The organism is Myxococcales bacterium (assembly GCA_016717005.1).
Classification (GTDB): domain Bacteria; phylum Myxococcota_A; class Polyangia; order Haliangiales; family Haliangiaceae; genus UBA2376.
In genome coordinates this window covers 807998-833084 of sequence record JADJUF010000039.1, presented here as the reverse complement: position 1 = coordinate 833084, position 25087 = coordinate 807998, and the positions used below count along the sequence as shown (strand labels likewise).

The following is a 25087-nucleotide window of genomic DNA, read 5'->3' as shown; positions in this document are numbered from 1 at the left end:
GCCTAGCGCAGCTCGAACTCCTTGCAGAAGGCGGCCGTGGTCGGCGTCGGCTCGTCGGTGGCGTGGGCGTCGAGCGGCCAGCGGCGCTGGCCCTCGTCGGGCCAGCCGTGCACGCACGCGCCGCGCGCGGCCAGCCAGAAGGAGCAGTCGCGGCAGGCCGAGCGCAGCTCGAACCGTCGGGCCTCGTCGATCAGCTGCTGGGTCAGCGGGAACTGCATCAGTCGAGATCCCAGTCGACGTCGCTCATGCTGGTCGGGCGGCCGATGTCGATCGCGCGGGTGGCCTCGTCGTGGACCGAGGCCCGTGACGGCGGCGCCGGCCGGGCGCCGCGGGCGCGCTCGCGCTCGGTCGCGACCAGCGCGTCGAGGTCGCTCATGCGGGTGGCGTCCTCCTCGGGCAGGCGCGGGAAGCGCCGCGACTGATCGCGCGGCCCGAGATCGATCGAGCCGGTGGCGCTGTCGCCGGAGTAGGTGCCGTCGCCGTCGTGGCGGGTCGACTCCTCCTCGAACAGCGCCAAGGGATCGAGCCGTGACATCCGGGTCGCGTCACCCGACGCCATCAGGGCCCGGGGGTCGAGCTGGGACAGGCGCGTCGCGTCCTCCTGCTGCATCAGCGCGCGCGGATCGATGTGCGACATCCGGGTCGCGTCCTCGCTCGCCTGCGCCAGCAGGCGCGGGTCGACGCTGGCGGCGCGGGTCGGATCCTCGCGATCGAACTCCGCGCGGCGATCGGCGGCGCGCCGCAGGGCCCGACCGGGCGCGTCGACCTGCCGGGTCGGCTCCTCGGTGAACTGCGCCACCGGCGGCGCCCGCGTCACCGGCCCGCGGCGCGGCGGCGGCTCGGCCGGCAGCGCCGCGGCGGCGCGCTGGGCCTTGCCCGGCTTCATCCGCACGCCCGGCCCGAGCTCGATCTCGTCGGCCCGACCCGAGCGCGTGCGCGGCCCGGCCGCGGTGGCCTTGGCCAGCCCGACGATCACCGCCGGCTTGGCGACGATGTCGCCGTTCGGCGGCGGCACGCTGCCCGGGGCCGGTCGGCCGGTCGCGCGCGCCGGGCGCGGGATCGGCGTGGGCTCGCGGGCCGGCGGGGCCGATCGCAGCGCCGCGAGATCGACGAACGACACCCGCGACTCCTCGTCGGCGAGGCGGCCGCCCTCGTCGCGCAGCATGCGCAGCACGCGCGTGCGCTCGCCGGCCGACAGCGCGTCGCGGCGCCCGCTGGCGCCGGTGCGCTGGCGCTTGGCGAACTCGGACAGCGGGATCGGCTGCTCGACCTTCTTGCCGGGGCTGGTGCCGAACAGGCCGGTGGCGGCGCGCAGCCACTTCTTCGGCCCGCTCGCGGCGTCGGGCAGCGACACCGCGGCCAGCGCGCGCTCGACCTCGGACGGCAGGCGATCACCGCCGTGCGTCGACGGCGCCTGGGGCCGGCCGGTGATCACCTCGGCCGCGCGGGCGGCGTCCTCGGGGCAATCCTGGAGGTCGCCCGCCAGCCGGCGCAGGAAGTCGTCGGTCTTGCCGAGCGAGTACTGGTGCGGGCGCAAGACGAACCGGACGCCCAGCTTCTCGAGCCAGGTCACCGGCGGGTCGGCGCCGATCAGCACGAACGCGCCGTGGTTCGGGTAGCGCTTCTGCGAGCCGTCGTCGAGCTGGAGGATCACGGCGTCGGGCTCGAACGCGACGACCTGCGAGCCGTACTTGGTCTTGAGGCGCTGCTGGCCGGCGTAGCCCTCGATGGTCTGCTTGTTCTTGGGCGCGGCGCGGTTGAACGACTTGCCGCGGTAGCTGATGATCACGCGGGCGCCGGCGTCGGCCAGCGCCACCGCCGCCTCGACCGCCGAGTCGCCGCCGCCGACCACCAGCACGTCCTTGCCGCGCCAGTCGTCGGGATCCTCGAGCAGGTTGGCGACCTTGGGCAGGTTCTCGCCGGGCACCTGCAGCGTGCGCGGCTTGCCGCGGGTGCCCGTGGCCAGGATGACGCGCTGGGCCCGGTAGCCGGCCACGGTCGTGCGCACGTCGAACGTGCCGTCGCCGAGGCGCTGCACCGCCTCGACCGCCTCGCCCTGGTTGATGCGCACGCCGGTGCGCTCGATCAGCTCGCGCCAGATCGCGACCAGCTGCTCCTTGCTCGAGTCGAACACCGGCAGGAGCGACAGGTTGCGGGTGTCGTAGGGCTCGGCCATCACCAGCTTGCCCTTCGGGTAGCGGGTGATCGTCGACGCGATCTCCTGCTCCTTCTCGAGCAGCACGTACGAGAGGCCGCGCTGCAGGCAGGTGAGCGCCGCCGACAGCCCGCCCGGCCCCGAGCCGACGATCACCACGTCGACGCCGATCGTGCCGAGCGCGCCGCCGCGCAGCCCGGTGCGGAGCATGTGCTCGATCACGCCGCGGCCCAGGTTGGCGGCGTTCTTGACGAGCGGCTTGCCGGCGACCTCGCCGATCAGGTACTGGCCGGGCACGCCGGTCTGGTAGCTGTCGTCGAGCTCGGGCACCTTGAGCGCCTGCGGCTCGGAGCCCTCGGGGAACATCACCAGCGCCTCGGTCGGGCACGCCCACATGCACGCCTCGCACTGGATGCAGTCGTGGAACCGCAGCACGCGGCTCTTGTTGGCGACCAGATCGAGCACGTTGGTCGGGCACACCGCCACGCACGCGTCGCAGCCGGTGCAGCGGTCGTCGTTGATGTCGTGGATCAGGATGCGCGGCGCGGCGGCGTTGGGCACGGCCTGGGCCAGCCGGGCCTTGCGCGCCCCCAGCATGGTGAACAGGGCCATGACCGCGATGGCCAGCCCGCCCAGGCCGAGGGGAACTACCCAGGTCACCACCCCAGCATAGGGGGTTTGACGGCGCCAGGACAATGGACTTTCGCCGGCTTGCGTCATGCTGTTACGCGTCGGTAACCTGTCGTGCGCTCCGGCGTCGAAAGGCCATGCGGCTCGATCCATCGCTGACGGTGCAGGACGAGGACGGCGCCGCCGTGCGCCTCGACGCGCTGTGGCGTGACCGCCCGGCGCTGCTCGCGCTGGTCCGCCACTTCGGTTGACTGTTCTGCCGCGAGCAGGTGGTGCAGTTGCACCACGCCCGTGAGCGCATCGCGGCGGCCGGCGCCGGCCTGCACGTGATCGGCAACGGCGCGCCGATGTTCATCGCCGGGTTCCGGGAGACGACCGGGTTCGACGGCGCGATCTACACCGATCCATCGCTGGCGCTGTACCGCGCGCTGGCGCTGCGGCGCGGCGTCACCACGGTCGTGCGTCCGGGCGTGGCGATGGCGGCGGTGCGGGCGCTGCGGGGCGGCTTCCGCCAGGGCGCGACCCAGGGCGACCCGTGGCAGCAGGGCGGCGTGGTCGTCGTCGGCGTCGACGGCCGCGTGGGCTACCGCTACGCGTCGACGGCCGCGGGCGATCACCCGCCGGTCGACGCGGTCCTCGCGGCGCTGTAGCCGGCGACGGGGGCCGCCCGCGTCGGGGAACGAGGTCCCGGCGGCGCGCTCACGCCTCGCGCTGGCCCAGGCGTCGAAGCTCTTCGTCGACCGCGCTCAGGCGTCGCCGATCGAGGCGGTGCGCGCGACGCTGGCGCCGGCGACGTGGATGGTCTGGGTCGGGAACGCGAACGAGGTCCCGGCCGCCTCGACCAGGCCCATGATCGCGAACAGGGCGTCCTGGCGCAGCACCAGGAACTCGTCCCAGTCGGCGGCGAGGAACCAGGCCTGGATCCGGAGGTCGATCGACGACGCGCCGAACCCGACCAGCACGACGCGCACCTTGGTGGGCCAGATCTTGGGCTGGGCCCGCAGGTGGGCCTCGATCTGATCGCGCAGGCCGCGCAGGGTCGCCTCGGAGGTGCCGTAGACCACGCCGAGCGTCGTCGCCATCATGTAGCGGTCGCACGCGGCGAGCGACTCCGACTTGGTGTCGGCGAGGTCGGCGTTGGGGATCGTGATCAGCGTCCGGCCCGGGCTGCGGATCCGCGTCGAGCGCAGGCCGATCGCCTCGACCGTGCCCTCGGCGTCACCGACCCGGATGTAGTCGCCCTCGCGGAAGGGGCGATCGGCGCCGATCGACAGCGCGCCGAACAGGTTGGCGATGGTCTTCTGCGCCGCCAGCGCGACCGCCAGGCCGCCGATGCCGAGCCCCGCCACGAGGCTGGCGACCGGGACGCCGAGCGCGGCGAGGCCGGTGATGACGGCGAGCACGACCACGAGCAGCTTGGTGATGCGCGCGGCCATCGCCAGCAGCGACAGCGTCGCCGGTTGATCGATCGCCCACGATCGCGCCGACAGGGTCGCGCGGGCGAGATCGACGAACCGGAACGCCAGCCAGATGACGACCAGCGTCGTGAGCACGTTCAGGCCGGTGGTCGCGACCCGCGCGGCCGCGGGCATCAGCGGCAGCGCCGGCAGCGCCACCCACCCAGCGAGCACGGCCGGCATGACCGCGAGCGGACGGCGCAGGCGCGGCACCAGCGCGTCGTCCCAGGTCGCGGCGCTGCGCCGCGCGCCCGCGGCCAGCGCGCGGTGCACCAGCGCCCCGATGAGCCAGCCGATCAAGATCGCGAGCACGAGCACGCCGCCGCCCTCGACCCAGGCCGCGCCGCGCTCGCCGAGTCGTTCGCTCAGGTAGGTCATCGGGCCGGGTTCTACCGCACGGCGGGCGCGCGCGCCGCGGCCGGCCACGCCGGGCGGTGCGCTACAGGCCCTGCAGCGCGCGGTGCGCGGCGTCGCGCAGCGCGGCCCGGGTCGCGGCGTCGAGCCCGAGCCGCTCGGCGTCGGTGGCCGGCTGACCGGTGATCGCCTCGACCAGCGTGGCGGCGGCCAGGTAGGTCCCGGCCGGGCTCGGGTGGCTGCCGTCGGGATCGTACAGGTTCAGCGTCGGCGCCTCGGCGAGCACCAGCCGGAAGCCCTCGCCGACCGGCGCGAGCCGCGCCTGCGTCCGCGCGGCGGCGGCGACGTAGCCCGCGGTCAAGAGGTCCTGCATCGCCGGCGGCGTGCCGCCCGAGCGTGGGTCGTCGAAGAACGGATCGCCGGCGCGGCGCGCCCAGGTGCCGTAGAAGACCACCTCGGCGCCGGCGGCGGTCGCGGCCCCGGCCAGCGCGTCGGCGCTGGTCGCGAAGGTCTCGGCGCCGATGATCGGCTCGAGGCTGTGGCCCTGCAGCACGACCACGTCGTGGCCGCCGGCCTCGATCGCCGGGCGAGCCTCGCCGCCCCAGTGATCGGACAGCGACGCGCCGCCGATCGTGATCGAGGTGGTGATCAGCGGCGCGTCGGCGGGCGCGAGCGCGGCGACCTCACCGGGCAGATCGCCGTAGTAGGTGTAGCTGTTGCCGACCAGGAGCACGGCGCGCGGGGCGACCGCCGCGTCGGCGCCGTCGATCGCGACCGCCGCGTCGACGGGATCGACCGGATGGGGCGCGGGCGCGCACGCCGCCAGCGCCCACACCGAGGCGAGCACACCGGACCAGCGCCGCGCGGACATCGCGCGATCTTACCGCGCCGGCGGCGTGGCGTGCGCCAGCCTGGCGGTCCGCTGGCGCCGGCCGATTTGCGGCGCCGCGCACGTTGTGCGGCCCCGGCAAGCCCGTCAGGATCAGGCCATGACGATGAACGACACCACTCGCCAGGAGCTCGGCGCCAAGGTCGGCCTGCCGCAGGATCTCGGCACCGCCGCGCCGCTGCTCGGGCACGACGCCGACCTCGGGCCGGCCCAGGCGGCCGAGCTGGCGCGCCTGTACGCGATGCTCGAGGTCGCGTTCCTCGCGGCCGCGGCCGACGGCGAGATCAACGACGCCGAGGCCGACAACCTCGGCGGGACGCTCAGCGGCTGGCTCGGCACGCCGTTGTCCGAGGACGTGGTCGAGCACGTGATCGCGCGGTTCATCGAGGCGCTCGCGCAGGACGGCCGCGACGCGCGCCTGGCCGCGGTCGCGCACCAGCTCGGCAGCGCCGATCGCCAGGCCGCGTACGCGCTCGCGTGCCTGGTGGTGCTGTGCGACCTCGAGCTGCACGACCACGAGCTCGACGTGCTGGGCGTGATCGCCACCGGCCTCGAGCTGTCGCAGGACGAGGCCCAGGCGAAGTTCGAGCAGATCCAGGATCACGTCGAGTCGGTGATCGCCAACGCCCGCGGCGCGTGAGCGGTCACGTCACGGCGCGCGCACCGTGAACCCGACCAGGCACTTGTTCAGGCCCTGGCCGCTGACGTAGCGCGGGGTGATCGAGGTCGCGCTCTCGAGCGCGCGCTGCAGCATCGTGACCTGGCTCTCGGGCAGGGTCTTGTTGCTGCACGAGGTGCCGCCCCAGCGGTACTCGGTGTCGCGGCCGGCGGCCGTGAGCACGAGGCGGCCGTGGAACTGCAGGTACGCGTCGGCGGTCGAGTGGTTGACCTCGAGCTCGATCGCCGTGCCGGTGCCGCCGATCAGATCGGCGTGGGCGACGGCGGGCGCGAGGGCGAGCGTGAGGACGAGCAGCGTGCAAGCGTGGCGGGACATAGGTGACTCCGGGTGGTGGGCGAGCGTCCGTGCGCGCCCGTCAACCACCAGGTGACCCGGGGCGGCGATCGGTTCACGACGATCGACCGCCCCGCGTCGATCAGCGCGGGCGCCGGGCCCCAGAGGTTCACGCCGGCGGCGCGGCCGCGGCGGTCATGGCCGCGATCGCCTCGGGCAGCGCCAGCACCCGCGAGCCGCGCGCGTCGCGCACCGCGACCGCGCCGGCGGCGACCTCGCGCGCGCCGACCACCGCGACCAGCGGCACGCCGAGCTCGCGGGCGGCGGCGACGCGACGGCCGAGCGTGCCGTCGAGCTCGAGCCGCGCGCGCAGGCCCGCGGCCGCCGCCGCGGTCGCGACCGCCTCGGCCCACGGGGCGCACGCGCTGGTCACCGGCGCGATCACGACCTGCTCGGGCGCGAGCCAGGCCGGGAGCTGCGCGCCGTGGTGCTCGAGCAGCACGCCCAGGAACCGCTCGATCGAGCCGTAGAGCGCGCGGTGCAGCATGACGCACGGACGGCGCGCGCCGCCGGCGTCGACGTAGCGGACCTCGAACCGCTGCGGCATCACGCGATCGAGCTGGATCGTGCCGAGCTGCCACGGTCGGCCGCGGCGATCGCGCACGACGAACTCGAGCTTGGGCCCGTAGAACGCGCCGGCGCCGGGCTGGACCACGCACGGGATCGCGAGCGCGCGGACCACGTCGTCGAGATCGCGCTCGGCCCGATCCCACCAGGCGTCGTCGCCGGCGCGCTCGGCTGGGCGGGTCGACAGCGCGACCGAGACGTCGTCGAGGCCGAAGCCGCGGTAGAACGCCGGCAGGTCGCGGCAGAACCGCGCCAGCTCGGCCGCGACCTGATCGTCGGCGCAGAAGACGTGGCCGTCGTCCTGGGTGAACTGCCGCAGCCGGAACAGGCCGTGGAGCGTACCGCCGGGCTCGTCGCGATGGACCAGGCCCATCTCGGCCAGGCGGATCGGCAGGTCGCGCCACGACGGCGCCGCGCGCTTGACCAGCTGGACGTGGCCGGGGCAGCTCACCGGCTTGAGCGCGGCCGCGGTCGCGCCGTCGCCGACGGCGAACATGTCGGCGCGGAAGTGATCCCAGTGACCCGAGGTCTCCCAGATCCCGCGTCGCAGGAGCTGCGGGGTGCGGACCTCGCGGTAGCCGCCGGCGACGACGTGCCGGCGCGCGGCGTCCTCGAGCAGCCGGAACAAGGTCCAGCCGCGCGGGTGCCAGAAGACCATGCCCGGCGCGTCGTCCTGCAGGTGCAGCAGGTCGAGGCGCGCGGCCAGGGCGCGGTGATCGCCGGGATCGAGCGCGCGCTCGGGCTCGCGGTCGGGTTCGGGGACAGGGGCAGGCAACATGTTCGTCTCCATCGGTGTCGGTGTTCGGGCCGACGCGGACGGGACGACGCCACCACAGCGCCCCCGGCCGCGTGCGGCGGGGGGCGTGGTGCGTGGGTGCTTAGCGCGCGCGCACGACGAGCCCTCCGCCCGAGGCGGTCGTGGTCGTCGTGGTGGTGGCGCGCGCCATCATGGAGATTGCAAGATAGACGCGACGCCGGGCGCGGGCAAGCGCGACCTGCGCGGCGGCGTCCGGCGACCGGCCGCCCTGCAGGCTCAGTGCCTGTAACTTCTTTCGGTCGAGCACCGGTCGACGCGCCGGGAGTCTCGCGTCGTGGGTGGGGGCCCCGTCGGGGCTTGCCCCCGACGGGGGAGGGCCTGGCGACAGGCCCTCTGGAACTCAGCGCGGCGTGACCCAGGCCGCCGGCACGGTGATGTCGACGCGCTGGCGCCCGGCGCCGGCCACCTGCACCGGCACGCACTTCATCGGCAGGGCGCCGGCGTCGTCGATGAGCGCCATCGCGTCGGCCGGGGTCTTGACGGGCAGCGGCACCCCACACGCGGTGTACGCGCCGGCGGCGGCGCCGACGATCGTCGCCTCGCCCTTGAGCGCCACGCGCAGGTGCAGGGCGATCGTGGCGCCCGCGGTCAGCGCCGGCGGCATCCAGCTGCCGTCGCGGAGCTGGTCGATGTTCACGGCGTCGACCGCGGCTTGCACCATCACGACCTGGGCCATCACCACCGGCGCGCCGGTGTCGGTCGCCACGACCACGTCGACGCGGGCCGCGCCCGGCGACGCGTCGATCGTGACCTCGGCCCGGGCGCCGGCGGTGACGTCGACCATGCGCATGTACATGTCCTTGGGCCGCCCGCCGCCGCCGCCGACCATCGGGTAGATCAGGTACGGGCCGGGGCTGAGCGCGTCGAGCGCGAACGTGCCGTCGGCGCCGGTGACCACGAAGAAGTTGGCCCCGGTCGAGCCGGCGGGGTTGGCGATCACGACGGTCTCGCCCAGGGGCTGGCCGCTGCGGGTGATCGTCCCGGTCAGCGCGCCCACCGGCGCCAGCACCAGGTCGAGCGCGACGCTGTCGGGGCCGCGCGGGACCGCGACCGCCGCCGCGCGCCCGACGCCGTCCTTGCCGGCGAAGACCGTCAGCGGCCGTGGCCCGAAGCCCGTCAGCGTGAAGCGGCCGTCGGCGTCGGTCTCGGTCGAGCGCGCGCCCGGGCTCTCGTTCTCGATGTAGAGCTCCGCGCCGCCGCCGGTCAGCAGCGGGCCGGCCGCGACCGTGGCGCCCGCGACCGGCGCGCCCGCGCCGTCGAGCACGCGCCCGCTGATCGAGCGCCCGGCCTCGACCGTGATCGTGCCGAGGTCGGTGGCGGCGCCCTCCTCGACGGCGACGTCGCGCACGGCCTTGGGCACGAACCCGGGGCCGGTCACGACCACCTGGTGCGCGCCGGCGATCGCCGCCCGCGCGAACGTGCCGTCGGCGCGGCCGGTGGGACGACCGCTGGCGCCGTCGATCGCGATCGTGACCAGCGCCGGCGCGCGCCCGTCGGCGAACGCGACCTTGCCGGTGATGTGCCCGTCGGCCGCCAGCACCAGGCGCAGCGGCGGGCCGCCGGGCTGCGCGGTCGAGGCCGCGGCCGCGTAGACCGCCTCCTCGCCGGCGTCGCCGCGGGCCGCGCGCACCCGGTAGTCGCCGGCGGGCAGCCCGGCGAAGCGGAAGCTCCCGCCCGGGTCGGTCACGACCTGCTGGGTGCCGCGCACCGACCACGCGCTCTGCTCGGCCGGGCCGCCGCCGATCGCCTCGGCCAGCACCTGGGCGTCGCCGATCGGCTCGCCGGCGCGGTCGACCACGACGCCGGTGATCGCGCCGGTGACGTCGAGCGTCAGCGCCAGCTCGACGGTCGCGGTCGCGGTCAGATCGGCGGCGACGACCGCGGACGCGCCGGTCGGGTGCCACGCGACCACGTCGAGGCCGCGCCGCGGCAGGCCGCCGATCGCGAACCGGCCGTCGCTGTCGGTGAACGCCTGGCGCCGCGGCCGCCAGAACACGTGGCCGCGGGTGACCACGGACACGTCGGCGCCGGCGACCGGCGCCCCGGTCGCGTCGGTGACCGACCCGCGCACGACGCCGCCGGCGCCCATCACGATCGTCAGGCCGCGGCGCGGGCTGGCCCCGTCGCCGCCGAACGGCGTGGTCGCGGCCTCGGCGTGGCTGCCGTCGGTGACGGTCAGGCGGTAGCTGCCGGCCGCGAGCGCGGCGACGGTGAACGTCCCATCGGCGGCGCTGATCACGCCGTCCTTGCGCGGATCGGTCACCGGGAACGGCTCTGACGCCGAGGTCGCGACCACGCGCGCGCCGGCCACCGCGGCGCCGGCCTCGTCGACGACCCGGCCGCTGACCGCGGCGCCGCGGGCGAGGGTGATCGCGAACCGCGCCGGCGTCGCGGGATCGCCCGCGGTCGAGACCATCGTGCTGCTCGGCGCGAACCCGGCCGCGGCCACGTGCAGCGCGCCCCAGGTCGGGCCGACGCCGCGCATCGTCGCCACGCCGTCGGCGCCGGCGGTCGCCGCCGACAGGAGCGTGCCGCGCAGCTCGACGGTCGCGCCCGCGACCGGCGCGCCATCGGCCGCGGCCCGCACCGTCACCTCGACCACGCCGGCCGGCGCCAGGCGCAGCGTCACCGGATCCGAGGTCGCGGTCAGGCGCAGCTGCACCGGCCCGCCGTGGCGGTCGTCGGCCGACGCCTCGACCCGGTACGCGCGCGCGATCAGGCCGTCGAACGCGAACGAGCCGTCGGTGTCGGTCGCGACCGTGCGCGGCGGCGTGCTGTCGAGGGCCACGATCGCGCCGGCCACGCCGTGGTCGTCACCGTCGAGGACGACGCCCTCGAGCCGCAGCGGGCCGCGCGGATCGTCGTCGCGGGCGGTCACCGTGCGGTCGGGCGCGGTCGAGCGGGGCGCGGCGGTGGCGTCGGGGCCCGGCGCGGCCAGGCGCGCGGCGGGCGGCGGCGTGGGTCGGGCGCGCGCGCCCCACCAGCCGAGCCGATGGCTGACGAGCGCGACGACGACGATCACGGCCGCGGCCGCGGCGATCCGGAACGGGTGCTGCACGGGGACCTCCGCGGGTACAACGCGCCCGCGGGGCGACCGTGACAGCCGACGTGCTGGTCGCTGCCACGCGCCCGGGCGATACTCGGCGCCGATGCGCACGCACATCGACCTCCGCCTGATCGATGGGGACCTGCTGACCACCGCCGCGGCGCTCGTGTGCTTCAAGCACGCGCAGAGCTTCTACGGGGTCGACGCCGAGGCGGTGCGGCGGCTGACCGCCGGCGGGCGCCACGCCGAGCACGCGTTCGAGGTCGCCGCCGGCGACGCGCGCGTGGTCGACAGCGGCGGCGCGCTGGCGGCGCCGCGGGCCGCCTTCCTCGGCACCGCGCGGCTCGGCGAGCTGCGCTACCACGAGCTGCGGCTGCTCGCGACGCGGATGCTGACCCTCGCGCAGGGCGAGCGGGTCGCCACGCTCGCCACCACGGTCCACGGCGTCCGGGCCGGGCTCGACGAGGCCGAGGCGGTGCTGGCGCTGGTGGGCGGCTTCGTCGACGCGTTCCAGCGCGGCCTCGGCGGCGACGTCGCCGAGGTGATCATCGTCGAGAACAACCCGGCCCGCGCCCGGCGCATGCGCGAGGCCCTGGCCAGCGGCCTGGCCAGCACCGCCGGGGTCGTGGCCCAGCCCGGCGGCGGCTTCCGGGTCGAGCGCAGCCCCGGCTTCCAGCAGGCGCCGCGCCTCGCCACCGCCGGCGTGTCGTCGCAGAGCAAGCCCCACGCGTTCGTCGCGATGCCGTTCGCGGCCGAGCTCGACGACGTCTTCCACTACGGCATCGCGCGGCCGGTCGCCGACGCGGGCCTGCTGTGCGAGCGGGTCGATCAGGACACGTTCAGCGGCCTGATCATCGAGCGGATCCGCGAGCGCATCGACAGCGCGCGCGTGGTCATCGCCGACCTGTCGCTCGCCAACCCCAACGTCTACCTCGAGGTCGGCTACGCCTGGGGCCGCGGCCGCCCCACGATCCTGCTGGTGCGCGACGTCAAGGACCTGCGGTTCGACGTGCAGGGCTACCGCTGCCTCGTCTACCAGAACATCCGGCAGCTCGAGCAGCAGCTCACCGCCGAGCTGGGCCGGCTGCCGCCGCTGGCGCCGGGCGCGACCCACGGGCCGTGACTGGCGCCGACGTCACTGCTGCGCGATCTCAGCTCGACGTCGGCCTGGCTGTGGCGCGGGCCCTGCACGTCGCGCGGGTGCGCACGACGACCGCCGGCGTCGGCGTCACTGCTTCGCGATCGACCGGGAGGTCTTCCAGATCAGCTCGACGTCGGCCTGGCTGTGGCGCGGGCCCTGCACGTCGCGCGGGTGCGCACGACGACCGCCGGCGTCGGCGTCACTTCTTCGCGATCGACTGGCAGGTCTTCCACATCAGCTCGACGTCGGCCTTGCTGTGGAGCGGGCCCTTGACGTCCTCGCAGGTGAACTCGACGTCGCCGCTCTTGACGCCGGCGTAGAGGTGGAACTCGGTCCGGCTCATGACCTCGCTCTCGTACAGGATCGCGTCGGGCTGATCGAGCACGTAGCCCTTGAGCTTGTTGAGGTCGTTGGCCTCGGTCTCCTTCTTGTAGGAGGCGACGTCGGCCTTGTCGAGCCGGAGGTCGAGCTGGAAGCCGTCGCCGAGGATGATCTCGGCCGCGCCGAAGCTCTCCTTGACGGTCGCGCCCTCGGGCGCGTCGACCGACCAGCCCTTCCAGTCCTCGCCGACCGCCGACAGGTCGAGCGGCACCAGCTTGGCCGCGGCCGCCGGCGGCGGCGCCGGCTTGGGATCGGCCGGCTTGGCCGCGGGGTCGGTCGGCTTGGCGGCGCCGGCCTTGTCGGCCGCGTCGTCCTTCTTCTTGCACGCGACCAGGGTGAACGCGCACGTCACGACCAGCAGGGTGGGCAGGAGCTTCATGCCCGGAGGGTGCCACGCCTGGCCGCGGCGATGGTCCGGACCGGCCGGCGCGATCGTGGCAAGCTCGGCGCGTGCTCGAGCTGGTCCAGGTCGACGCGGACGACGTGCGGCTCGATCGCCTGTTGCAGCTCTACATGCACGAGTGGAGCGCGCTGGTGCCGACGACGATCGGCGCCGACGCGCGCTTCGACTACCGCCACCTGCCGGCCTACGTCGATCGCGCGCGCCACGGGGCGTACCTGATCGTCGACGGCGCCGCGCCGATCGGCTGCGCGCTGGTGGCCCAGGATGATGACGGCTGCTGGCACGTCGAGGAGTTCTTCGTCATCGCGGGCGCGCGTCGCCACGGCGCCGGCGCCGCCGCGGCCCGGCGGCTGTTCGCGATCCACCCGGGCCCGTGGTCGTTCACCGTCCGGCCCGAGAACGCCGGCGCGCTGGCGTTCTGGCGCCGGGTCGTGCCCGAGGCGGCGGCCGCCGTCGAGGTCGGCGCCGACGGCGTCGCGCGCACGCGCCTGCGGCTGAGCGCGGGCTGAGCGCCTGGACCGCGTGCCGCCGCGCGGACGCGCTGCGGCTGAGCGCGGGCTGAGCGCGCCGACCCAGCGCCCCGACGGCGCGTGGTAGCCTGGCGGCGATGGATCGGCCGCGCTCACCCGTGCACCAGATCGTCAACGCGCTGGGGCTGGCGCTGCGCGGGCTGGGGGCCCGGCCCGACGACCTCACGCTCGAGCGCTGCGGCTTCGCCGTGCATGCGGCGCTGTCGGCCGCGGGCCGCGCGTTCCACAACCACGAGCACGTCCTGGCGCTGGCCGACGGCAGCGACGGCGACCCGCTCGACGTGGTCGCGGCGCTGTACCACGACGCGGTCTACGTCCAGGTCGACGCCGGCCCGCCGCGCGCGATGGCCGCGGAGTTCGAGCAGGCGTTCGAGCGCGTCGACGGCGGCTGGCGCATCCGGCCGGCGCCGACGCCGGCGGTGGCCGACGTGCTCGCGGTGTTCGGGCGCGCGCCCGGCGACGTGATCGGCCCGTTCACGGGGCTCAACGAGCTGGCCTCGGCGGTGGTGATGGCGCTGCACCTGGCCGCGGTGCTGCCGCGCTGGGACCGGCTGACCGTGGCGATGGCGATCGAGCAGACCGTGCCGTTCCGCGACGACCCGGCGCCGGCGCTGCACGATCGGGCCGCGGCGCTGGGCGTCCCGGCCGAGCGGCTCGCGCCGATGATGCGGCAGGCGGTGCGGTTCGGGAACCACGACGTCGAGAACTTCGCGCTGGCGGACCCGGGCCGGTTCCTCGACAACACCTGGAAGCTCTTGCCCGAGAGCAACCCGGCGCTGCAGATGCCGACGGTCTACTCGGTGCGCGACTACCGGATCGCGCTGCAGAAGATGGAGGGCTTCCTGGCCCAGCTCCCGGCGGCGCGGGTGTTCCACCACTGGGGCGGCGAGCCCGCGCCCGAGGTCCACGCCGCCCGCGAGGCCCAGGCGGTCTTCAACATCACGCTCGCGGTCCGGTACCTGCGCGCCAAGCTCTACTCGATCGCGGTGGTCGAGGCGCTGTGCGAAGCCACCGGCGGCGACGTGCCGCTCGACTACTTCATGGGCGGGTTCCCGTCGCCGGGCGGGCCCGAGCCCGAGCGCGTCGAGCACTACCTGCCGCGGCTCGACAAGGTCGCGGGGCTCGAGCCGCTGCTCCTGGCGCTGCTCGCGATCGGGCGGGCGTCGGAGTCGAGCTTCGACACCGGGCCGTCGCCGCTGGCGGCGTTCCTGTTCACGACCTGCGGCGAGGCGGCGCTCGGCGCCGGCGTCGACGACGCCCGGGCGATGTTCGCCGGCCAGCGCACGGCCCGAGCGTTCCTCGAGGCCCAGCCGCACCGCGCCGTGGCCGGGATCGCCCGGGCCGCGGCCGAGGTGGCCGAGACCCGCGCGGCCGCGCTGCGGGCCCTGGCCGACGAGCTCGACCCGGTCACGCCGGCAGCGTGAACACCGTCACGGGCTGGCTGCGGCCCTTGAGCGCGTGCTCGCCGCGCGGCAGCGCCCGCGCCGCCGCCGCCGCCGGGAGCTGCGCGCGCGTGGCCTCGGTGAACAGGAGCGAGGTCGCGAGCTCCTTGTTGAGCGCCTCGACCCGGGCCGCGACGTTGACCGCGTCGCCGAGCACCGCGTACTTCATCCGGGTGGCGCCGCCGATGTTGCCGGCGACGACCCGGCCGGTGTGGACCCCGATGCGCATGCCCAAGGACGGCAGGCCGTGGGCGCGCCAGGCCTCGGCGGCGCCGCTCGCGTCCCACCCGGCGTTGAGCTCGGCCAGGCGGGCGGCCATCGCCTCGGCGCAGGCCAGCGCGCGCGCGGCGTGGTCGGTCGACGCCACCGGCGCGCCGAACACCGCGAGGATGCCGTCGCCGAGCAGCTCGAGCACGCAGCCGTCGTGGGCGTCGATCAGCGTGGCCATCTCGTCGAGGTAGCTGTTGACGATCGCGATCACGCCGGCCGGCGCCAGGTGCTCGACGATCGTCGAGTAGCCGCGCAGGTCGCTGAACAGGACCGTGACCTCGCGCAGGTCGCCGCCGAGGCCCGCCGCCTCGGGGCTGGCCAGCACCGCGCGGGCCACGTCCTCGCTGACGTAGCGGCCGAAGATCGCGCGGATGCGCTCGCGCTCCTCGAGGCCGGCCGCCATCCGATCGAAGTGCGCGCCGAGGATGCCGAGCTCGTCGGGTCGGGCCAGCGCGACCCGGGCGGTGAGCTGGCCGGCGGCGACCGCGGTGGTGGCGGTGACGATCCGCTCGATCGGCCGGCGCACCCACCGGCCGACCACCGCGCCGACCACCACCAGCAGCAGCGCGGCGACGCCGAACACGACCGCGGTCTGGACGATGACCTGGTGCTCGCGCAGGGCGATCGTGCTGGCGGCGATGTCGACGCCGAGGATCGCGACCGTGCGCCCGTCGGCGGCGCGGATCGGCGCGTAGCCCGACAGGGTCGGACCCCAGGCGTCGAGCACGGGGTCGGTCTCGACCCGCGGCCCCGCGACCGCGGCCATCAAGAGCGGCACCGCTCTGGCGTCGTAGGCGGTGCCGGGCGCGACGTCGAGGCCGCGCCGGTCCCAGTCGGCGACGAACCGCATGTGGCCGGCGGCGTCGTCGGGCACGAGCACGTAGATCGCGACCACCTCGGGCTGGTCACGGCCGACCGTGGCCAGCGCGTCGAGCATGCGCTGGCGGGTCGGCGTCGGGCCGGCCGGCCCGGGCACGGTCACCGCCGCGGGATCGATGGCGCTGGCCAGCGCCACGCTCAGCGCCCGCAGCCGGGCCCGCAGCAGCCCGTGCTCGCTGGCGACCGAGCGCTCGTACGCGAGCGCCGCGATCACCGCGAGGATCGCGAACAGCGGCAGCGCGTAGAGCGCCGTGGTCCGCACGTGGAAGCGGTGCCACGGCCGCAGCGGGCGTCCGGACAGGTCGAGCATGGCGCCAGCGTACTCGCTCGCGCGGCGATCGCGGGCGCGCGGCGCCCGGCCGGCGTCATGCGGCGAGGCCGAGGTGCTCGGCCGCCGCCGCGATCAGCTCGTCGAGGTCGACCGGCTTGTCGTAGAGCGTCGCGCCGAGCCGGCGGGCCTCGGCGTGGGCGGCGTCGTCGCCGAAGCCGGTCAGCAGGATCACCGGCATCGCCCAGTCGACGCTGCGCAGCAGCGACACCACCTCGAGCCCCGTCAGCCCGGGCATGCGGATGTCCGAGATCACCAGCTCGGCGTGGGCGCGCGCGGCGGCGGGGCCGTCGGCGGGCGGCGCCAGGAGCTCGACCAGCTCGAGCCCGGTGCGCGCCTCGATCACCTCGCAGCCGATCCGGCGCAGGCGCCGCGCCAGCAGGTGCCGGAGCTCGTCGTCGTCCTCGGCCACGATCGCGATCGGGACCAGCGACGCGGTGACGTTCGGCCGGAGCGCGTGCGGACGCGCGGGGGCGTCGGGCGTCGGCGAGTGCAGACCGGTGGTGCGGGACATGGCGGACCTCCTGGGGTGGGCGTGCGCTACTTGGTCGCCGGCGGCGCCGTGGGCTTGGGCGCGCCCTTGTGGACGTGGGCGTGGTGCCCGGCCGGCGCGGCCTTGTGGTGACCCTTCATCGTCGCGAGGATCGGCGCGAACGGGCTGCGCGGCTGGGCCGGCGCGGGCTGGGCCGGCGCGGGCTGGGCCGGCGCGGGCTGGGCCGGCTTCTGCTCCGGCGTGGCCGAGACGGTGAAGGGGGCCGCGACCAGCGCGGCGACGAGCAGGGTACGGATGGTACGCATGGCGAGCTCCTGTGGGTCCTCTCCTGCGACGGCCGACATGGTCGTCGCTGGCGCCGGGCTAGTGCATCGGCGGTGCCAGCGGCGGCGGCCCCGCGCAGCGCGTGGGCGCGCCGCGATGGGGCAGATCGCCCCGCGCGGGCACGATGCCCCGCCCCACGTCACAGCGGGGCCAGCGCGCGCGCGGTGTCGACCAGCGCGTCGAGGTCGAGCGGCTTGTCGAGCACCGCCGACGCGCCGAGGTCGCGGGCCTCGGCGTGCAGCGCCGGGTCGCCGAACGCCGTGATGATCACGATCGGGATGCCGACGTCGACGCGCCGGAGCAGGCACAGCACCTCGAGCCCGGTGCGCCCGGGCATGCGCACGTCGGTGATCACCAGCCGGGCGCCGGGCTGACCGGCGTCGAGCGGCGGCAGCACGTGCTCGACCAGCAGCTCGAGCAGCTGGCGGCCGGTGCCGGCCTCGATCACGTCGTAGCCGGCGCGGCGGAGGTGGCGCGCGATCAGCGCGCGGAGCTCGTCGTCGTCTTCGGCCAGCAGGGCGATGGGCGGGTCGGAGCGGTGGTTTCGCAGGTCTGGTGCACGGCGCATGCCGCGGACTCACTGCACGCGCGATGCCGGACCCTCATCCGTCGTCGACGCCGTAGCCCTTGAGCTTGCGGTACAGGGTCTTGCGGTCGAGCCCGAGGATGCGGCTCGCGACCGTGCGGCTGCCGCCCGCGGCCTGGAGCACGTGCAGGACGTAGCGGCGCTCGACCTCCTCGAGCGAGACCAGCTCCGACGGATCGGCGCCGGCGACGACCAGCGCCGACGGCGTCGCCGCGCGGATGCGCTCGGGCAGGTCGTCGACCGTGAGCTGATCGAACCGGGCCAGCGCGACCGCGCGCTCGATCGCGTTGGCCAGCTCGCGCACGTTGCCGGGCCACCCGTACGCGGCCAGGCGCTCGGCCGCGGCCGGCGCCAGCGCGGTCACCGGCTTGCCGAACCGGCGCGCGGTGTCGGCCAGGAACCGCTGGGCCAGCACGAGCACGTCGCCGCCGCGGGCCCGCAGCGGCGGCAGGGGCAGGTGCACCACGTCGATGCGGTAGTACAGGTCGTCGCGGAAGGCGCGGGCCTCGACCGCGGCCTCGAGGTCGCGGTTGGTCGCGGCGACGACGCGGACGTCGAACGCGACCTCGGCGTCGCCCCCGAGCGGGCGCACGGTCCGCTCCTGCAGCGCGCGCAGGAGCTTGGCCTGCAGCGCCAGCGGCAGCTCGCCGATCTCGTCGAGGAACAGCGTCCCGCCCGAGGCCTGGACGAACAGGCCGGCCCGGCTGGCCCGCGCGTCGGTGAACGCGCCCTTGACGTGGCCGAACAGCTCGCTCTCGAGCAGCTGCTCCGGCATCGCCGCGCAGTTGATCGCGATCAGCGGCCCGGCCGCGCGCGCGCTCTGGCGGTGCAGCGCCCGCGCCACCAGCTCCTTGCCGGTGCCGCTCTCGCCCGTGATCAGCACGCTGGCGTCGGTCGGGGCCACGCGATCGATCAGGTCGAAGACCTCGCGCATCGCGGCGCTCTCGCCGACCAGCTCGCCGCCGCGGCCGGTCGCGACCTGCCGGCGCAGGCGGACCAGCTCGTCGGTGAGCTGGCGGTGCCGGACCGCGCGGCCGACGGTCAGCGCCAGCGCCTCGACCTCGACCGGCTTGGCCAGGAAGTCGTAGGCGCCGACCCGGATCGCGCCGACCGCGGCCTCGAGGCTGCCGAACGCGGTCAGCACGATCACCGGCAGGCCGGGGCGGCTCGCGAGGATCCGCTCGGTCAGCGCCAGGCCGGACATGCCGCCGAGGTTGAGGTCGGTGACGACGACGTCGACGTCGTCGGTGGCCAGGCGCGCGAGCGCGGCCTCGCCCGAGGTCGCCGTGGTCACCGCGAACCCGCGCCGCTCGAGGCCGCGCGCGAGCAGCGCGGTCAGCTCGGCCTCGTCGTCGACGATCAGCGCCCGGCCGCTCATGACACCGGCAGGTGGACGGCGAACCGGCTGCCGTGGCCCGGGGTCGAGCTGACGTCGACCCAGCCGCCGTGGTCGGCGACGATGCCGTGGACCACGGCCAGCCCCAGGCCGGTGCCGGCGCCGACCGGCTTGGTGGTGAAGAACGGCTCGAAGATCCGCTCGCGCACCGCCGGGTCCATGCCGACGCCGGTGTCGGCGACCTCGATCACCGCGGTCGGCTGGGGCGCGGCGTCGCCGTGCGACGGGCGCGCGCGCGCGTCGGCGCGGACCGTGACCGTGATGGCGCCGCCGGCTGGGGTCGCGTGGACGGCGTTGCCGATCAGGTTGGTCAACACCTGCTGCAGCTGCGCGGCGTCGACCCGCGCGCGCACGTCGCACGGGGCCGGCGCGACCAGCGTCACGCCGGCGGTGCGCGCCGACGCGGCCATCAGCTCGACCGCCTGGCGCGCCAGCGGCGCCAGCTCGGTCGCGACCTTGTCGCTGCCGCCGCGGCGGGCGAAGTCGAGGAGCTGCCGGATGATCCGGGTGATCCGCCGGGCCTGCTCGACGACGATCCGGGCGCTGTCGCCGATCTCGTCGCCGACCGCGTCGCCGGTCTCGATCATCCGCGCGCGGCCCTCGATCACGTTGAGCGGCGTGCCCAGCTCGTGCGCGATGCCGGCCGCGAGCTTGCCGACCGTGACCAGGCGGTCGGCGTGGCGCAGCTGCTCGACCGCGGCCACGCGGGCCGTCGACTCGGCCTCGATCCGGACGCGCGCGGCGGCGAGGTGCTCGGTCATCAGGTTGATCTCGATCGCGAGCTCGCCGAGCTCGTCGCGGTGGCGCAGCCGCAGCGGCGCGGCGAAGTCGCCGGCGCCGACGCGCCGGGCCTTGGCCACCAGCTCGCGGGTCGGGCGCGCGATCAGCACGACCCCGAGCGCGGACGTGGCGACCGCGGCCAGGGTCAGGGCGGCCAGCGCCAGCCAGATCATCCGGGTCTTGGTCTGCGCCAGGTAGCGGCGCTCGGCCGCCAGCGAGCTGGAGACCCGCAGGACCGCGCCGGGCTCGAGCGGCACGAACATGTCGAGCCGGCCGTCGGGGCGCGCGCGCTCGTTCCGGACCGCGGCGGTGCGCCCGGCGGCCAGCTCGGTGGCGATCGCGGGCGGGACCGCGGTGGTCGCGACGCGGGTCACGGTGAAGTCGGCGTGCGCGACCTGGGCCGCGGCCAGCGCGGCGGCGGCGGCGGCGGGCCCGCCCCGGGCGGCGGCGTGCTCGTACACCTGCGCCACCAGCTGGCCGACCCGGCGCGCGTCGTGGCGGAGGTCGGCGTCGAACAGCGCGCGCTCGCGCTCGAGGTTGCGCCACGTCGTGACGCCGAGCGCCAGCGCCAGCGCGACCACGAAGGCGATCAGGAACCTCGCGGTCAGGCGCACGATCGATCAACCGGCGCCGCGCCGCGGCGATTCCGGCGGCGCCGACCCGATCACTGGATGGTCCAGATGAACCCCTGCGTGGCCTTGAGCGACGCGTAGGTGCGGCGCAGCTTGAACTCGAGCTTCGGCGCCGAGGTGGTCGGGCAGAACCACGCGATCCGGTGGATGACCGCGTACTGATCGGTGGTGGGCTCGGTGATCGTCAGCGCGCCGGCCAAGCCGCGCGCGATGTACGAGGCGTCGAAGACCGTGCGCTCGCCGTCGACCGAGTAGACCGACTGGGCCGAGGTCTCCTGCTCGGGGAACACCGGCTCGCCGTTGATCGTCGGGCTCCACTCGCCGAACGGCGCGTCGTGCTTGGCGCCGGTGCGCATCTCGAACCGCACGCACAGCCGATCGTCGAGCCGGCCCAGCGTCGCGACGTCGGTGACGACCTCGGGCGAGGTCCCGGGCGGCGCGTACTCGGGCGTGCCGTCGTCCCACAGGAACCGCGCGGTCAGGCGCGTGCGATCATCGGTGCCGACGTCCTGCGCGCGGACGTTGCGGGTCACCGGCTTGTAGGCCGGGGCGCACGCCGCGATCAGGAGGGACGACGCGGCGAGCCAGCGGTGGAGCATGGCCGGGTGGTAGCGCGGCGCCCGCGCCCGATCAACCGCCGATCGCGAGCGCCCGGCGTCGGCGCGGGCTCACGGCGGGAAGGTGTCGACGATCTCGACCGGCGCGGTGGTGCGCACGCTCTCGAACTCGGTCGCGATGATCGCGGTGCCGGGGCTGTGGCCGTGCACGCCCCCGACGCCGTCGACCGACGCGACGTCGGGCGCGCTCGAGCTCCACGCGGCCAGGCGGGTGACCTCGTAGCTGGAGCCGTCGGTGAGGACCGCGAGCACGAACCCGCTGGCGCCGGTGCCGGTCAGCAGCAGGTGCGGCACGAACATCTGCAGCTCGACGACCGGCGCGCGCGCGACCGTCAGCGCGGCGCTGGCGACGAACTGCTGGTGCGTGGCCCAGACGGTGTGGGTCCCGACCACGCCGACCGGGCAGACGACCCCGTCGGGCGGCGTCGGCCCGCGGGGCCCGGACACCGCCCAGTCGACCTCGAACGGATCGAGCGGCGCGGTCGTGCCGTCGGAGTAGCGCGCGTTCGCGGTGAACGCGACGCACTCGTCGGAGCGGATCGCCGCGGTCGCCGGCGTCACGGTCAGGCCGACCTGCGCCGCGGTCGTCACGGTCACCGCCGCCGCGGCGTCGGCGCCGTCGATGGTGGCGGTCACCACCGTCGAGCCCGGCGCGGCGCCGTGGAGCAGCAGCTGGCCACCGCCGAGCGGGGTGATCGTCAGCACCGCCGGGTCCCGCACCGTCCAGGTCGGCGCTGCGGACAGCGCCAGCGCCCCGCTGTCGTCGCGCGGGATCGCCGTCACGATCGCCTCGCGCCCGGCCGGGAGCGCCAGCGCCGGCGGATCGAGCGCCAGCGCGCCGGAGGTCGCGGGCGCGTTCTCGCCGCACGCCGCGAGCACGCCCACCAGCACTGCGGTCAGCCGCCCGCTCGTCATGACCGTGTTATCGCCGACCCAGGTCCGGACGCCAAGCGATCGACGCCACACGCCGCCGGGCCCAGTGTAGGGTCGCCCGCGTGCACGAGAACACGCTCTGGTACATCGGCATCAACGGCAACCAGCAGGGGCCGTTGACCGCGCAGCAGGTGATCGGCCAGATCCGCGCGGGCCAGCTGGCGCAGACCGCCTACGTCTACGGGCCGAGCCTGGCCAGGTGGACGCCGATCTTGCAGGTGCCGTGGTTCGCCGCGGCGTTCGGCAACGCGGCGCCGCCACCGCCGCCGCCGCCGCCGGGCCCGGCGCCGGTGCCGCTGGCCGCCGACGTGATCGACTACGAGGTGATCGGCGAGGAGATGCAGTTCGTCGAGATCACGCTCGATCCTGGCGAGGCGGCGGTGGCCGAGGCCGGCGCGTTCTTCTACATGGATCCCGGCATCGAGATGCAGACGGTGCTCGGCGACGGCACCCGCCAGGCCGAGCAGGCCGGGTTCTTCGCCAAGCTGGTCGCCGCCGGCAAGCGCGCGGTCACCGGCGAGTCGCTGTTCATGACGATCTACGAGAACCGCAGCGGCGAGCGGCGCAAGGTCGCGTTCGCGGCGCCGTACGCCGGCAAGATCGTCGCGATGGATCTGGCGTCGCTCGGCGGCACGCTCCTGTGCGAGAAGGACGCGTTCCTGTGCGCGGCCCGCGGGATCAAGGTCGGCGTCGCGCTGCAGAAGAAGATCGGCGCCGGGCTGTTCGGCGGCGAGGGCTTCATCCTGCAGAAGCTCGAGGGGCAGGGGCTGGCGTTCGTCCACGCGGGCGGCACGATCGTCGCCCGGGAGCTCGCGGCCGGCGAGGTGCTGCGGGTCGACACCGGGTGCCTGGTCGCGTTCGAGCCGCGGGTCAACTACGACATCCAGTGGATCGGCGGGCTCAAGAGCGCGCTGTTCGGCGGCGAGGGCCTGTTCTTCGCCACGCTGACCGGACCTGGCAAGATCTGGCTGCAGTCGCTGCCGTTCGCGCGCCTGGCCCGGCGCATCGTCGCCGCCGGTGTGCTCGGCGGCCCGGGCGAGGGCTCGATCCTGGGCGGCCTCGGCACCGGCGATTGAGCCCTGGCTCACCCCGCAGCGCGAAGCGCCGCCGGACGCCGCGTGCGCGCGCGGCTGGATCCGGTGTGGGCCAACGTCGCACGCGGGCGTGATCGCGCGCCGTTCGTCGACGGGAGATCCGTCGATCGACGTGTTACGATCGGAGACGTGCGCGCCGCGCTGGTAGTGGTGATCGCGACGCTCGCGCTGGCGGGCTTCGCGTCAGCCGTGCGCGCCGACGCGATCGACGACGAGGCCCGGCAGCTCGCGAGCGCGCCCGGCTACAAGCGCCGGCTGGCGGCGGTGCTGGCGCTGTCGAAGAGCCACGACGCGCGGGCCGTGCGCGCGCTCGTCGACGGGCTGCGCCGCGACCAGGAGGTGCAGATCCGACGGGTGGCCGCGCTGGCGCTGGGCAAGTCGGTCGACGCCAGCACGCCCGGGGCGGCGCGCGATCTCGCGCTCGCGGCGCTCACCGAGGCCGGCAAGGAGTCCGATCGCAAGGTCCGCGAGCTGGCCGCGCGGTCGCGCGAGATCATCGCGGCGCTGGCCCGGTCGGCGCCGGTCGGCGATGCGCCGGCGGTCTACGTCCACCTCGGCGTCGGCGTCGACCTGTCGAGCAAGGCCCCGCGCGACGCGGTCGAGCGGCTGGTCAAGACCGTGCGCGTCACGGTCGCGCGGCGCGCGCCTGGCGTCGCGACCGAGTGGCCGGGCCGGCCGCCGACCGAGCAGCAGCTCACCGCGGCGGGGTCACGCGGGTTCCTGGTGGCCCCCACGATCTCGGCCCTGGCCGTGCAGAAGCGCGGCAACCAGGCCGAGATCACCTGTACGGTGTCCGTGCGGGTGGCGCCGTGGGCCGGGGTCGACGGCGCCGAGAAGTGGGCGGCGCAGCGGGCCGCGTCGGCCTCGGGCTCGGCCAAGGCGATCACCAGCACCGATCCGGCGTCGATCGCCTCCGGCATGCGCGACTGCGTGATGGCGGTGGCCGAGGAGGTCACGGCCAAGCAGGTCGTGCCGTTCCTGCGCAAGCTGATCGGCTCGTCGTGACGCCCGGGCGCGTCAGTTGATCAGCGCCTCGAGCCGCAAGATCCGTCCGTGCACGTCGCCCGACGCGGGATCGATCTCGGGGTCGAGGAAGATCCGGGTGACGTCGAGCTCGCGCAGCCCGGCCAGGAACTCGCTGGTGACGACCGCGCTGGCGTCGAGGCCGATCGGCCACAGCTCGCCGCCGACGCCGAGCGCGGCCGCGAACGCGGTCGCGGCCTGATCGCTCGAGAAGAAGAACGAGTACGGCCGCCGGCACCACAGGTCGCCCCCGTTCGACGTCAGGTGCCACACGCGCGCCGGCAGCAGCGTCAGGAGCTCGCTGGCGGCGACCGGGCGATCCGTCTCGTGGCTCGACATCGGCGCACCCTGCCGCCGTTCGCGCACGGGCGCAAGGGGTCTGCTAGCTTCTACGCCGCCATGCGCGCCTCGCCCATCCTCCTCGCCCTCGCCCTCGCCGTCCCCGTCGTCGCCTGCGGCCCCACCGGCATGTCCGGACCGACGATGAACAACAAGATCGGCGGCAACCAGCTCGCGACCGCGACGGTCGTCTCGACCGAGATCCTCCGGCGCGAGCCGCGCACCAACCACGCCAAGGTCAAGCACATCCTGATCTCGTGGAAGGACAAGGTCGAGGGCAAGGGCGGCGCCGACGCCCGCGCGCTGGCCCGGACCAAGCGCGACGCCGAGCGCGAGATCCGCGCGCTCCAGAAGCAGGTCGCGGCCGGCGCCGACTTCGAGCAGCTGATGCACGCGCACTCCGAAGACCCCGGCAGCGCCGACACCGGCGAGTCGTACGACGTCAGCCCCGACGCCCAGCTCGTGATCGAGTTCCGTCAGCTCGGCCTGCGGCTCGACGTCGACGAGGTCGGCGTGGTCGAGTCCGACTACGGCTTCCACCTGATCAAGCGCGTCGAGTAGCGCGCTCG

26 protein-coding genes are annotated in these 25087 nt (G+C 75.4%); 8 read left to right on the top strand and 18 right to left on the bottom strand.

The features are described from left to right. Window positions 1–2: 2 nt before the first annotated feature. Together IPL61_34520 and IPL61_34515 are read right to left on the bottom strand one after the other, a co-directional pair. Entirely contained in the window at window positions 3–218 is a 216-nt protein-coding gene (locus IPL61_34520) for a hypothetical protein (GenBank protein ID MBK9036307.1), read from the bottom strand. Continuing rightward, a complete protein-coding gene (locus IPL61_34515; protein MBK9036306.1) occupies window positions 218–2815 on the bottom strand; it encodes an NAD(P)-binding domain-containing protein in 2598 nt (865 codons plus the stop codon). Before IPL61_34515 ends, IPL61_34520 begins: the two co-directional genes overlap by 1 nt. Window positions 2816–3063: 248 nt before the next feature. Between IPL61_34515 and IPL61_34510 the strand changes: the two genes are divergently transcribed. Beyond that, window positions 3064–3435, top strand: a complete 372-nt coding sequence (locus IPL61_34510; GenBank protein MBK9036305.1) for an AhpC/TSA family protein — start codon at window positions 3064–3066, stop codon at window positions 3433–3435. Window positions 3436–3531: 96 nt separating this feature from the next. Here the strand turns inward: IPL61_34510 and IPL61_34505 are convergent, their stop codons facing one another. Both IPL61_34505 and IPL61_34500 read right to left on the bottom strand, forming a co-directional pair. After that, a complete protein-coding gene (locus IPL61_34505; GenBank protein ID MBK9036304.1) occupies window positions 3532–4620 on the bottom strand; it encodes a mechanosensitive ion channel family protein in 1089 nt (362 codons plus the stop codon). Between the two features lie 61 nt (window positions 4621–4681). Further along, entirely contained in the window at window positions 4682–5467 is a 786-nt protein-coding gene (locus IPL61_34500) for a hypothetical protein (GenBank protein MBK9036303.1), read from the bottom strand. A 118-nt stretch (window positions 5468–5585) separates the two neighbouring features. Here IPL61_34500 and IPL61_34495 point away from each other — a divergent pair, with 118 nt between their 5' ends. Next, a complete protein-coding gene (locus IPL61_34495; protein MBK9036302.1) occupies window positions 5586–6125 on the top strand; it encodes a tellurite resistance TerB family protein in 540 nt (179 codons plus the stop codon). A gap of 9 nt (window positions 6126–6134) precedes the next feature. Here the strand turns inward: IPL61_34495 and IPL61_34490 are convergent, their stop codons facing one another. The 4 genes from IPL61_34490 to IPL61_34475 form a co-directional block, all read right to left on the bottom strand. Beyond that, on the bottom strand, window positions 6135–6479 hold the full coding sequence (locus tag IPL61_34490) for a hypothetical protein (GenBank protein ID MBK9036301.1): 345 nt from the start codon (window positions 6477–6479) through the stop codon (window positions 6135–6137). A 127-nt stretch (window positions 6480–6606) separates the two neighbouring features. Then, complete coding sequence (gene thrS, locus IPL61_34485) at window positions 6607–7842, bottom strand: threonine--tRNA ligase (GenBank protein ID MBK9036300.1); 1236 nt, start codon at window positions 7840–7842, stop codon at window positions 6607–6609. 100 nt (window positions 7843–7942) lie between these two features. After that, complete coding sequence (locus IPL61_34480; GenBank protein ID MBK9036299.1) at window positions 7943–8128, bottom strand: hypothetical protein; 186 nt, start codon at window positions 8126–8128, stop codon at window positions 7943–7945. A gap of 93 nt (window positions 8129–8221) precedes the next feature. After that, window positions 8222–10939 (bottom strand): carboxypeptidase regulatory-like domain-containing protein, encoded by a 2718-nt coding sequence (locus IPL61_34475; GenBank protein ID MBK9036298.1) that lies wholly within the window; start codon window positions 10937–10939, stop codon window positions 8222–8224. Between the two features lie 91 nt (window positions 10940–11030). On the opposite strand from IPL61_34475, the gene IPL61_34470 reads away from it, so the two are divergent. After that, window positions 11031–12050 (top strand): hypothetical protein, encoded by a 1020-nt coding sequence (locus IPL61_34470; protein ID MBK9036297.1) that lies wholly within the window; start codon window positions 11031–11033, stop codon window positions 12048–12050. A 217-nt stretch (window positions 12051–12267) separates the two neighbouring features. Here IPL61_34470 and IPL61_34465 read toward each other — a convergent pair whose 3' ends face one another. Next, entirely contained in the window at window positions 12268–12828 is a 561-nt protein-coding gene (locus IPL61_34465) for a hypothetical protein (GenBank protein MBK9036296.1), read from the bottom strand. Window positions 12829–12899: 71 nt separating this feature from the next. On the opposite strand from IPL61_34465, the gene IPL61_34460 reads away from it, so the two are divergent. Next, the gene (locus tag IPL61_34460) at window positions 12900–13361 is read left to right on the top strand and encodes a GNAT family N-acetyltransferase (GenBank protein MBK9036295.1); all 462 of its coding nucleotides are present in this window, start codon (window positions 12900–12902) and stop codon (window positions 13359–13361) included. Window positions 13362–13459: 98 nt separating this feature from the next. Beyond that, complete coding sequence (locus IPL61_34455) at window positions 13460–14806, top strand: hypothetical protein (GenBank protein ID MBK9036294.1); 1347 nt, start codon at window positions 13460–13462, stop codon at window positions 14804–14806. On the opposite strand, the gene IPL61_34450 is transcribed toward IPL61_34455, so the two are convergent. The 8 genes from IPL61_34450 to IPL61_34415 all read right to left on the bottom strand — a co-directional run bounded on the left by IPL61_34450 (window position 14790) and on the right by IPL61_34415 (window position 22044). Further along, on the bottom strand, window positions 14790–16283 hold the full coding sequence (locus IPL61_34450) for an adenylate/guanylate cyclase domain-containing protein (protein ID MBK9036293.1): 1494 nt from the start codon (window positions 16281–16283) through the stop codon (window positions 14790–14792). The two genes, IPL61_34455 and IPL61_34450, sit on opposite strands and share 17 nt — an antisense overlap. Window positions 16284–16338: 55 nt before the next feature. Next, complete coding sequence (locus IPL61_34445; protein ID MBK9036292.1) at window positions 16339–16716, bottom strand: response regulator; 378 nt, start codon at window positions 16714–16716, stop codon at window positions 16339–16341. Window positions 16717–16841: 125 nt separating this feature from the next. After that, window positions 16842–17099 (bottom strand): hypothetical protein, encoded by a 258-nt coding sequence (locus IPL61_34440; protein ID MBK9036291.1) that lies wholly within the window; start codon window positions 17097–17099, stop codon window positions 16842–16844. A 158-nt stretch (window positions 17100–17257) separates the two neighbouring features. Next, the gene (locus IPL61_34435; protein ID MBK9036290.1) at window positions 17258–17686 is read right to left on the bottom strand and encodes a response regulator; all 429 of its coding nucleotides are present in this window, start codon (window positions 17684–17686) and stop codon (window positions 17258–17260) included. Between the two features lie 34 nt (window positions 17687–17720). Then, complete coding sequence (locus tag IPL61_34430) at window positions 17721–19082, bottom strand: sigma-54-dependent Fis family transcriptional regulator (protein ID MBK9036289.1); 1362 nt, start codon at window positions 19080–19082, stop codon at window positions 17721–17723. Beyond that, complete coding sequence (locus tag IPL61_34425) at window positions 19079–20494, bottom strand: HAMP domain-containing histidine kinase (protein MBK9036288.1); 1416 nt, start codon at window positions 20492–20494, stop codon at window positions 19079–19081. Before IPL61_34425 ends, IPL61_34430 begins: the two co-directional genes overlap by 4 nt. 50 nt (window positions 20495–20544) lie before the next feature. Beyond that, window positions 20545–21111 carry a hypothetical protein gene (locus tag IPL61_34420; protein MBK9036287.1) on the bottom strand — a complete coding sequence of 189 codons (567 nt, stop codon included), beginning with the start codon at window positions 21109–21111 and terminating at the stop codon, window positions 20545–20547. A gap of 69 nt (window positions 21112–21180) precedes the next feature. Beyond that, a complete protein-coding gene (locus tag IPL61_34415; protein ID MBK9036286.1) occupies window positions 21181–22044 on the bottom strand; it encodes a hypothetical protein in 864 nt (287 codons plus the stop codon). Between the two features lie 80 nt (window positions 22045–22124). On the opposite strand from IPL61_34415, the gene IPL61_34410 reads away from it, so the two are divergent. Together IPL61_34410 and IPL61_34405 are read left to right on the top strand one after the other, a co-directional pair. Then, on the top strand, window positions 22125–23138 hold the full coding sequence (locus IPL61_34410; GenBank protein MBK9036285.1) for a TIGR00266 family protein: 1014 nt from the start codon (window positions 22125–22127) through the stop codon (window positions 23136–23138). 42 nt (window positions 23139–23180) lie between these two features. Then, entirely contained in the window at window positions 23181–24161 is a 981-nt protein-coding gene (locus IPL61_34405) for a hypothetical protein (protein ID MBK9036284.1), read from the top strand. 12 nt (window positions 24162–24173) lie between these two features. Here IPL61_34405 and IPL61_34400 read toward each other — a convergent pair whose 3' ends face one another. Next, window positions 24174–24518, bottom strand: coding sequence for a hypothetical protein (locus IPL61_34400; GenBank protein MBK9036283.1), 345 nt, complete (start codon window positions 24516–24518; stop codon window positions 24174–24176). Between the two features lie 60 nt (window positions 24519–24578). Here IPL61_34400 and IPL61_34395 point away from each other — a divergent pair, with 60 nt between their 5' ends. Continuing rightward, window positions 24579–25079: a peptidylprolyl isomerase gene (locus IPL61_34395; protein ID MBK9036282.1), complete on the top strand. Its 501-nt coding sequence runs from the start codon at window positions 24579–24581 to the stop codon at window positions 25077–25079. Window positions 25080–25087: the final 8 nt, after the last annotated feature.